11 protein-coding genes are annotated in these 8,623 nt (G+C 50.6%); 6 read left to right on the top strand and 5 right to left on the bottom strand.

What is annotated here, in order from left to right:
* The 5 genes from Q0238_RS00625 to Q0238_RS00605 all read left to right on the top strand — a co-directional run.
* The coding region (locus tag Q0238_RS00625; protein WP_297941858.1) for a DALR anticodon-binding domain-containing protein at positions 1–158 on the top strand (158 nt) is incomplete at its 5' end.
* A 468-nt stretch (positions 159–626) separates the two neighbouring features.
* On the top strand, positions 627–1,409 hold the full coding sequence (locus Q0238_RS00620; RefSeq protein ID WP_297941853.1) for a tetratricopeptide repeat protein: 783 nt from the start codon (positions 627–629) through the stop codon (positions 1,407–1,409).
* A gap of 100 nt (positions 1,410–1,509) precedes the next feature.
* On the top strand, positions 1,510–1,728 hold the full coding sequence (locus Q0238_RS00615) for a hypothetical protein (RefSeq protein WP_297941851.1): 219 nt from the start codon (positions 1,510–1,512) through the stop codon (positions 1,726–1,728).
* 66 nt (positions 1,729–1,794) lie between these two features.
* Positions 1,795–2,223 carry a hypothetical protein gene (locus Q0238_RS00610; RefSeq protein ID WP_297941849.1) on the top strand — a complete coding sequence of 143 codons (429 nt, stop codon included), beginning with the start codon at positions 1,795–1,797 and terminating at the stop codon, positions 2,221–2,223.
* A gap of 141 nt (positions 2,224–2,364) precedes the next feature.
* On the top strand, positions 2,365–3,345 hold the full coding sequence (locus tag Q0238_RS00605; RefSeq protein WP_297941847.1) for a DUF3137 domain-containing protein: 981 nt from the start codon (positions 2,365–2,367) through the stop codon (positions 3,343–3,345).
* A 194-nt stretch (positions 3,346–3,539) separates the two neighbouring features.
* Here the strand turns inward: Q0238_RS00605 and Q0238_RS00600 are convergent, their stop codons facing one another.
* From Q0238_RS00600 to Q0238_RS00580, 5 genes are all read right to left on the bottom strand, one after another.
* Positions 3,540–3,809 (bottom strand): hypothetical protein, encoded by a 270-nt coding sequence (locus Q0238_RS00600; protein WP_297941845.1) that lies wholly within the window; start codon positions 3,807–3,809, stop codon positions 3,540–3,542.
* A 214-nt stretch (positions 3,810–4,023) separates the two neighbouring features.
* Positions 4,024–4,953: a DUF4299 family protein gene (locus Q0238_RS00595; RefSeq protein WP_297941843.1), complete on the bottom strand. Its 930-nt coding sequence runs from the start codon at positions 4,951–4,953 to the stop codon at positions 4,024–4,026.
* A gap of 142 nt (positions 4,954–5,095) precedes the next feature.
* Positions 5,096–5,905: an SMI1/KNR4 family protein gene (locus tag Q0238_RS00590; RefSeq protein ID WP_297941841.1), complete on the bottom strand. Its 810-nt coding sequence runs from the start codon at positions 5,903–5,905 to the stop codon at positions 5,096–5,098.
* 330 nt (positions 5,906–6,235) lie between these two features.
* The gene (locus Q0238_RS00585) at positions 6,236–6,808 is read right to left on the bottom strand and encodes a DUF1963 domain-containing protein (RefSeq protein WP_297941856.1); all 573 of its coding nucleotides are present in this window, start codon (positions 6,806–6,808) and stop codon (positions 6,236–6,238) included.
* Between the two features lie 3 nt (positions 6,809–6,811).
* Positions 6,812–6,958, bottom strand: coding sequence for a hypothetical protein (locus tag Q0238_RS00580; protein WP_297941838.1), 147 nt, complete (start codon positions 6,956–6,958; stop codon positions 6,812–6,814).
* Between the two features lie 256 nt (positions 6,959–7,214).
* Here Q0238_RS00580 and Q0238_RS00575 point away from each other — a divergent pair, with 256 nt between their 5' ends.
* On the top strand, positions 7,215–7,853 hold the full coding sequence (locus Q0238_RS00575) for a hypothetical protein (RefSeq protein WP_297941836.1): 639 nt from the start codon (positions 7,215–7,217) through the stop codon (positions 7,851–7,853).
* The last annotated feature ends 770 nt before the right edge of the window (positions 7,854–8,623 follow it).

Below are 8,623 nucleotides of genomic sequence, written 5' to 3'. Positions count from 1 at the left end.
TAAAGGCGCTCGCGGCGGACTTTCACAAATACTACAACGAAAACCGCGTCGTAGGTAGCGAGAACGAGGATGCGAAGCTCAAGCTGTTTGCGCTCGTAGCGCTTAGTATCCGCACGGCGTTTGCCCTGATGGGCTTAAGCGCGAAAGAAAAAATGTAGCCGCGCAGGCTACATTTCGCGCCGATAGCCCTAAATCTCACGAACGAAATTTTATGATTTAAAATACAAAGCGAAATTTTACGGCGGAATCTGGAATGAAATTTTATCGCGAAATTTGACTTAAAATTCTATCGCTATAAAATTTTAAAGCTAGTTTCTAAATTTGCGGCTCGTAAAATTTTGATTTTAGAATTTTACGAGCGATTTCGCGGTATTGCTGTGGCGCTGGGTGCGGTTCTTAAAATTTAAAATTCGGCTGCAAATTTACCGCTTGCGGAATTTTGAAATTCTAAAATTTTGCGGCGCGGAAGCTTTAAGTAAAATTTTAAAACAAGGCTTGAGGTACTAAAATTTTGCGCAGATCAAATTTCATGTGAGGGAATTTCATCTGCAAAATTTACTCGGACGGGATTTGCCTGCAAGACCGCTCCTTAAGCCCCGCGGCGCATCGCCGCAAAAAGGATAGATATGAGAAAGACCATCGACATAGCGGCGCTTTCGATTGCCGTTTGCATCTTGGTTATGGTGCTTTTTTGGCCGTCGCCCGTTTTATCGTTTAAGTGCTACCGCGGCGATGGCGTAAGCTGCGCGCAGCTGGGGCGCGACAAGCTCTCCCGCGGAGATTACGACGGCGCCAAGCTCGCTCTTGCTAAAGCTTGCGAGGCGGGTGAGAAAGATAGCTGCTTTGATTTGGGAGCCCTATACGACGGCGAGGGCAATGCGACGCAGGCAGGAGTATTTTATGACGCAGCCTGCGATAAAAACGTCGCCGTAGCCTGCCACAAGCTAGGCAACCTATATCAGCGAGGGCGCCTGAGTAGGGACTTCGTTGCCGCCATGCAGCGCTACGCTAGGGCTTGCGATTTGGGCTATGCCAAAAGCTGTCACAATGCGGGCGTAGTCTATTTCACGGGCGGTTTTGGGCTCGCGGCGGATCCAGCAAAGGCGGTGAGCTTTTTCGAGCGAGGTTGTGACGGCGGGCTAGTGGATAGCTGCTATAATGCCGGCGTTGCGTATGATAAGGGTCTCGGCGCGCCGCAGGATCGAGACAAGGCGGAGAAGCTTTACACCAAATCCTGCGAGCTGGGCTACGGCGATGCCTGCAATAATTTAGGCTATTTGTATGTGATCAAGGGGGATCTGCGCGGATTTTCCAAGGGGCTTGGATGGGTCAAAAAGGGCTGCGACGCGGGCAATAAAAAATCCTGCCAGCTCTACGAATTCATGAAAAACCAAATTTTAAAGAAGTAGGCGCTTGGTAGCCCGGCGCACATTTGCCGATTTGCACTGCTCGTCGCGCGGTATCAGTTTTTTCGATGGGCTTTGTCTGCGATATTGCCGCGACGGGTTTGTGAGCTTTTGTAGCGCGCGGAATTTCGCCGCGATTTTGCGATGTGCGAAATTCGGCAAGGCACAGATAACCAATGCATGCGTCTTGTTAAATTTGGCGGCGGAGCTTTACTTGAAATTTTATCGCTATGAAATTTTAAAGCTTAGCTCTGAATTTAGGGCTTGCAGAATCTCAACTTTAAAATTTCATGGGCAGCGCTACGAGCAAGGCAAAATTTAGATTTTAAAATTTTACGGCGCGGAATTTAGCGCGGAAGCAAAACGCAAAGCTGTTTGAGGAGACAAGTTGGAATATGAGATCACGGGCGAGGTTCGAAATCTCCGCGTCCACGCTGCAAGAGGAAATAGCAAAATTTGGGTATTTTTCGAAATAGACGGCGTGAAGCTGCGCGGCGAGTTTAGCGATATCCCCGTGGAGGAGGGCGAGCTTGCGCGCGCGTATTTTATCCGCGGAGGATACGCGGGCAGCTACGTGATTACGCGAGTTTGGGTAGCGCGCAAACCAAGCCCCTTGCGCCGCAAGCTGGGGATCGCGACCGCCGTGTGCACGCTGGGTTTCGGCGCGGCGCTGTGGATCGTGGGCTTTGGGATTTTAAACGTCGGCGGGAGGGGCTCTCTAATTAATTTTGTCTGTGTTGCCGCCGCAGGATTTGTGGTGTTAAAAGAGGGCGCGGGCAATCTGAGAGCGTGGCTAAATCAACGCACGTCCGAGTAGATCGCCGCTGCGGCGTAAATTTCATAAATTTAATCCACCGAATAAAATTTACTCGCGCCGCCGTATCTTTGCAGCGTAAATTTTGCTAAAATTCACTCCGAGCGCGAAATCTGCCGCGCAAATTTAGAAAAAGGTAAAATTTTGAATATAAACGAAGCAATAGTCGCCACCGCCAAAAAGCAAAAAGAGTGCCGGCTAGCATTTATAAAGTATCTGTTTTTGGGAATTTTATTTATAATAGTGCTGCCCGTAGGCGGCGGATTTGCTGTAGGGCATCTTTTTGAAAATCGCCTTGCACCGCTATTTTTCATCATTATCTATATTCCGTTTTTTCTCGCCGCGCTAATGGCTAACAGAGGCCGAGTGACCAGCGAGCTGGGGGATTACAAAGCGTTTTATAAAGACGTTTTCGTCCGCGCCGCCATCCGCGAGGTTGGTCCAAATTTTAACTACGATCCATTTGCCGGCATCAGCCGTAAAGAATTTCGCAAAATCGGCATCTATTCGCCCGATGAGTTTCGCGCCGAAGATCAAATCAGCGGCATTTACAAAGGCGTCAAATTTAACCTCAGCGAAGCGATCCGCATTCCAAACGGCGCGACGTTGGAAATTAGCGACTCGGCTGCGTTAAATTTACTCTCCGCGATAGTCTTTGCATGGGGGGCGATGAAAGATATGCAGGCGTTCAGCGGCTCGGTTTTAGTCTGCGAGTTTTACAAGAAATTTAGCGGGCAAACTATAGTCGCGAGCCGCACGCTAAACACCAGATTTTTAGGCGAAAAAGAGCAGATGGACGACCTGTTTTTTAGCAAAGAATTTAGGGTTTTTGCGGATGATAAAGTAGAGGCACGGTATCTTTTGACGCCCGCATTTATGGAGTGTCTGCGAGAGCTAAAGGAAAAATTCGCGGGGAAAATGGGGGTGAGCGCGGCGTTTATGGACGATAAGCTTTATCTATTTTTAAACGGAGCGAAAAATAAGTTTGAGACGACGCTCTTTTCGCCGCCGCCGAGCTTAAGCGAGGCCGCTGAGATCAAAAATGAAATTTCAGAGCTTTTATCTATCATAGACGAGTTAAATTTAAACCCGGATTTAAGCGAAGCGGCGATTTTGGCTGATTAACGCGCGACGCTATTTGGCGGATAAAATCCGCTTGCACTGTGAGAGAGCGCATTACTTGTCGCCTATCGAAATACATTGCGGCTCGAGTGCTATTTCTCCGCCAGCTAAATGTGCTGCGCTTTGGTCGTATCCTTCCACTGCCTATCGAGATGCGCTAAAGCCTGGATTGCTTCTATGCTACTTACCGAGATGCGCTACGGATCGGATCGCTCATTTTTGCTACCGACTGGGGCGCGCTTAAGTAGCTCCTGTTCGCGAGCGAATAATCTGCAAAATTTCTCCCAGTCGTGCAGATAGACGAGCCTGTGCTCTTTGCCGCTTTCGTCTATGTATATGCCCTGCGTTGAGCCAAGACTCATCTTTTGCCAGTAGCCGAAAAACGGCAATGCCTCGATATCATCTTGCAGCACGCCGAGCGTCCCGTCGTTATCGTAAATTTTTAGATCGTAGTAGGTCTTTTTCATTTTAAGCTTTCTAAATTTTATCGCGACGGAATTTCACCGCGATGGAATTCTTAAATTTGCATCGCAATAAAATTCCGCCTTTTAAAATTTTGCCCGCCGCGAAATTTACCGCGAATTCCGCGTCTTTAAATTTTGCGGCGTCAATCCTTGATGGCTTTAAATTTTGCAGCGTTAAGCTTCGATGAGCTCTGCAGAATTTCACCGCAAGTAAAATTTAGCCCACCAGTGCCTTTAGCTGATTGACGTTTAGCCCATCCACCAAAATATAGCTCGCATCGATGAAGCGGTAGTTTTGCTTCGGCAGGCGCGCGATAAACTCGCCATATTCCAGCTCGGCGATGGCGCGGTAGTTACCGGTGTCGTTTTCGTCGCCTTCTATGCCTATTAGCGCGATCTGCCAGCGCGCTACGTCGTTATTTTTCAGCATCTCCGCGTTTTGCCACTCCACAAGCGGCTTGTAGGGCAGGATAGTGGGTAGGTCTTGCGTGAGCGCGTATGAGCCCATTATCGTGCCGTCATCTCCATTTCGATAAAACCTCTGGTGCGCGCTGTAAGCGTCGAGGTACTGCACCTCGGTCAGCCGCTTGCTAAACTCGGCGGCGGGGTTGTATGAGGCTAAAATTTCATCCATCATCGCGCGGTTTATCGCAAAAGGTCTCTGCACCCCGTAGCAAAAATTTACCTCCGTATCGCCGCTTAAGTGCTGATCTATCGAATGTAGCCCTGCCGCTATATCGCGCTCGTAGTCGAATTGCTCTATCGTGTCGTGGGTGTAAATTTCGCCATCTTCACCCGCGATCTCGCTTCCTAGCTGCTTAGATAGCGCCTGCAGATACGAGATCGCCAAAACCCAATCAAAGATCGTCGCGGGCGTATTTACGCGCACGGCGTAGCTTTGCTGCTCCTCGTCATATCTTAGCTCCATTCCGCGCCCGCTCTTGCCCCGCACGCCCAAAATCAAACATTCATACTCACTCAAAAGCAATTTTAAAAACGCCCTTTCGTCGAAATCCTCGGCGTTCTCGTCTATACCAAACACTGATAGATCGGGCAGGAGCTCCAATGCCTTAGCTACGCTCATGGCGTCCGAATAGCCCATAAATAGCGGGCGCTTTTTATTTTTGACGCGAAATTCTACGCTCATCGTTTTCTCCTTATTGAAACGGCAAAATTATAGTGAAATTTTACCCGCCGCCGCGGGTTAAATTTGCGCTCGCAAGCCCGCATTGCTGGTTGCACAAGCGTGCGCTGCAGCCCGCACAAAACTCACTAATAATCGCGAAAGCTTACGCGTCGATCACCTTTTTTAGGCTCTGTGCGCACAAGCCCGCGTCCTTTAGCTCGCGCAAAATTTCACCCATCAGCTCCTCTTTGAAAACGTCCAGTATCATCGCGCCCGCGTCCAGCTCAGCATAGCGTAGGGCGGGTTCGCTGAAGTTTTTAAGCTCTTTAAACCGCCGCTCGCCCCGCCTGGCAAATCCGAGCCGAACCTCGTTCGGACTAAGGCTCAGCACGCCGCCCTCGCGAGCGAAATTATACACGCTAAAGCCGTAAAGCTGCGGATCGGCGGCGCTTGCGCGCACGCCCAAAATTTCCTCCAGCCGCGCCTTCGTGCCGTCTAGATCGAGCCCCGTGTGCAGCGCGATCTTGCCGCCCGTGTCGAGCCGCAAAAGCGCCAAAAACGAAGCGAAATCCTGCGCGATGATGCTTTGCTTATCGCATTCGACGTCGATGTAGGCGACCGCAGGCTGTTCGCTGGCGCGGTAGTCCAGGCACAGATACCAATGCCCGTCGCCGCTGAAGGGCACCAGCCCGTCAAGCTCGAAGCTCACGCACTCGCGCTCCTCGCCCCAGCTAAAGCGCGTAAGCGACGGATGTGCCTCGCCGATGCCGCTGACGGCGTCTAGCGGATAGCCCTCTAGCTCGTAGCGCAGATATCCGCCATTTTGCACGCCCAGTATCATGACTAGCTCGCGCGGCAGGGCGTGCCCTAGCTCCTCTTCCGCGGCCCTCAGCGCCTCGGGCGTGAGCGGATCTTGCAGATATGGCAGGTAGATCGGCTTGCGCCAGATGTTTGCAAGCTCGTTTGCGTTCATTTTCGCTCCTTTAAATTTGCGGGTTAAAATTTCAAGCGCGCCTTAAATTCCAAGCTCGAAGCCGAAATCTCAGGCTATAAAATTTTAAAATTTTGCTGCGCCGAATTTTTCACGGCCCGCTCGCTGTATTCGGCTCGTCTGCAACTATACGGATCGCCTCTCGGCGGCTTAAATTTAACCTAGATCGGAGCGCGCCGCCGTTAAAATTTAATCCGCACCGAGCGGGCTCAAAGTCGCACGCCGATAAAATTTCATCGTAAATTTACTCGCTCCCGGCGCCCGCCTGAAGCGGCGGAATTTTACGAGCGAGCTAAATTTATCTTCGCACGCCTAATCGAAATCATAATACAGGCTCCACGCACCGCTTTGCGGGTTTTTAGCAAACATCAAGCTGCCGCCGTCAATGACGTTAAAGCCCGCTTTTTCGTCTGAAGAGACCTGAAAAACGAACTGATAGCCCTCGCCGAAGCTCACTCCTGACTGGCAAAAGGAGGGGTAGCCGCCGAGCTTCGTGCAGTTGTGATACTCCAGTCCAGCCGTGACGTCGGAATAATAGAGCCCGACCGACCTTTTAAGCTCTAAAATTTCATGCACGACGTCAGGCTCCAGCCCGCCGTCGTCCCAAACGGGCGTATCGTCCGCGGCAAATTTTGGCTGCAAAGGAAAGGGCCTTATCTGCGAGCGCGGATTTGTAAGCTCCTTTATGACGAGCTCAGCCTCGTTTTTATACTCGCGGACATTCCAAAGGCCGTCCATCTGCTCAGGGGATTTGCCGATGAGATCCTGCGAGATAAAGACCGCAAGCAGCTTGACGCCGTCTAAGACCTGCGGCACGTAGGGCAGCGCGGGCAGGTAAAACTGCGCTAGAGGGAGCATCGGCGCGCCGTTTTGATCCGTAGGCAGCTCCTAATTCGCCGCGCAGGCGAGCACGCGGCCGATCCAGCACTCATCAATCGCGCCTCGCGGCCTCACGCCGCCCGTCTGAAAATAGGTGATTTCGCGCGCGATCTTGCGCTGCAACTCCTTAATCTTTTCTTGCAGATCCGTTTGCATTCGCGTCCTTTTCGGTTGGAATTTTAGCGCTTTTGCGAAATTATAGCGTAAATTTTACCCGCCGCCGCGAGCTAAATTTGCGCTTGCCGTTTGCGATGGCTTGCGTATTTTGCGCACGCCCGCGCGCCTATTTTGTGCTCGTGCGTCGCGAGCCCGGACTTTCGGTGCCAAACTTGCGAAAAGTAAGCTTAAAGCTTTTTGGGAGTAAAATTTAAACAGACCCATGTAGGCGGTAAATTTAATCAAAGGAGCGAAAATGACGAAAGATCAGTGCTGCGTCCTAAAGCATTTGACGGCGGGCGAGACGGGCGGTTTTGAGAAAACGGGCGAGATGAATGACGGCGAGTTTTTGAACGCGCTTATCGGAAAAGGGCTTGTTTGGATGCTTGACTGGGTCGGCGAGGACGAGACGGGAGAGCTGGGTAAATTTATCAGCTCTAGGCTTGATGTGCTGCAAAGCGGCGTGTCACTAGAGTGCGATAAAATTTACGCAAGGCTCGAAAAAGAAGCGAAAAAAGAGGGTTTCGAGCGCGGCGATGCGAGCCTATTTTTGATGAACGAGTTTCAAAAGGCGCTAAAGAAGAGCGATTTTAGGCTCTTTACTTTGGATCTTCATAACGACGCTTATTACCTACTTGTCGCGCACAAGGACGCCGAGAAAGATTTTAAAAAGCTAGGCAAGCGCGAGGAGCTATTTTGGGATATCGCGCCGTGGGGCAAGCGCCGCAAAAGGCAGATCCTTTACGTCATAAACTGCGAGTGCGGCGAGATGTCCGCGTGGCAGCTGGATGCGGACGAGCCCTCTCCTATAGATGAGGTTTGCGAGGTTTGCGGGCGGGTGCTTTTCGACGCAGACGGCAACGCGATGCAGCCTTTGGAAAAGGAATTTATCTGATCTTGCTTATCGCGGTTTTGCGTGCGAAGCTTCGGCCGGACGAAAAGTTAAATTTTATTGCACAGATTGACAGGATTTGGCGCACGGGCTTGGTTTGCAGCTCGCCGGCGAAACGCGGTTTAAATTTAAGGCTTGCTCGGGCGATGAGATGCGGTTTTGATTTGCAGCTTGCTCTGATAGTAAAATACGGTTCGGCGCGGCTCGCTTTGTTTTGCTGTTTGCGCGAGCGGCGAAATTTTGCAGTTTGCGTTTGTATCTCGAAAGACCGCAGCGCAGGACGCACTCTTTTAGCTCTTACGTTCCGCTTTTGCGTTTTTGTCTCTCAAGTTCGCAGTCGTGTACGCATCCGCTCATACTGCGCTAAATTTTGATTTTAATGGTTGTGGACGCCAAGCTTCTCCACTAAAAATCAAAATTTAGCTCCGCCTGCGATCACTAAATTTATAATCTTGTAAATTTAAAATTTTAAGCGTAAAATTTTGACCTAAAATTTCCAAAGTCGCTAAATTTTAAAATTTAAATGCAATACGAGCTTGCCAGTTCGTTTACCATAAGGCTCGTAAACTCCGCCACCACAGAAATGGCCGAACTCATTCGATTTAAAGATAAGACAAAATTTTAGCTAGAGTGCCCGCACAGAATTTCGATACTAGCGCGCCCAAAAACGCGCTGTGTTTGAAATCCGAAACCGGCGAGGTGTGACGAAAGTCTAGCCGCGAGCTTTGGCGATGCACGCCTCGATCGCCGCCATCACCGCTGCGCGAAACCCC

It is taken from the genome of uncultured Campylobacter sp., from assembly GCF_938045775.1.
Taxonomy (GTDB): domain Bacteria; phylum Campylobacterota; class Campylobacteria; order Campylobacterales; family Campylobacteraceae; genus Campylobacter_B.
This window is presented reverse-complemented; position numbering and strand designations above follow the sequence as displayed.

Excerpts from the sequence above, each read along its gene's own strand:
- Q0238_RS00620 (WP_297941853.1), top strand. The coding sequence starts at position 627 with ATGAGAAAGACCATCGACATAGCGGCGCTTTCGATTGCCGTTTGCATC.
- Q0238_RS00580 (WP_297941838.1), bottom strand. The coding sequence starts at position 6,958 with ATGCAAACGGATCTGCAAGAAAAGATTAAGGAGTTGCAGCGCAAGATC.
- Q0238_RS00575 (WP_297941836.1), top strand. The coding sequence starts at position 7,215 with ATGACGAAAGATCAGTGCTGCGTCCTAAAGCATTTGACGGCGGGCGAG.
- Q0238_RS00590 (WP_297941841.1), bottom strand. The coding sequence starts at position 5,905 with ATGAACGCAAACGAGCTTGCAAACATCTGGCGCAAGCCGATCTACCTG.
- Q0238_RS00595 (WP_297941843.1), bottom strand. The coding sequence starts at position 4,953 with ATGAGCGTAGAATTTCGCGTCAAAAATAAAAAGCGCCCGCTATTTATG.
- Q0238_RS00600 (WP_297941845.1), bottom strand. The coding sequence starts at position 3,809 with ATGAAAAAGACCTACTACGATCTAAAAATTTACGATAACGACGGGACG.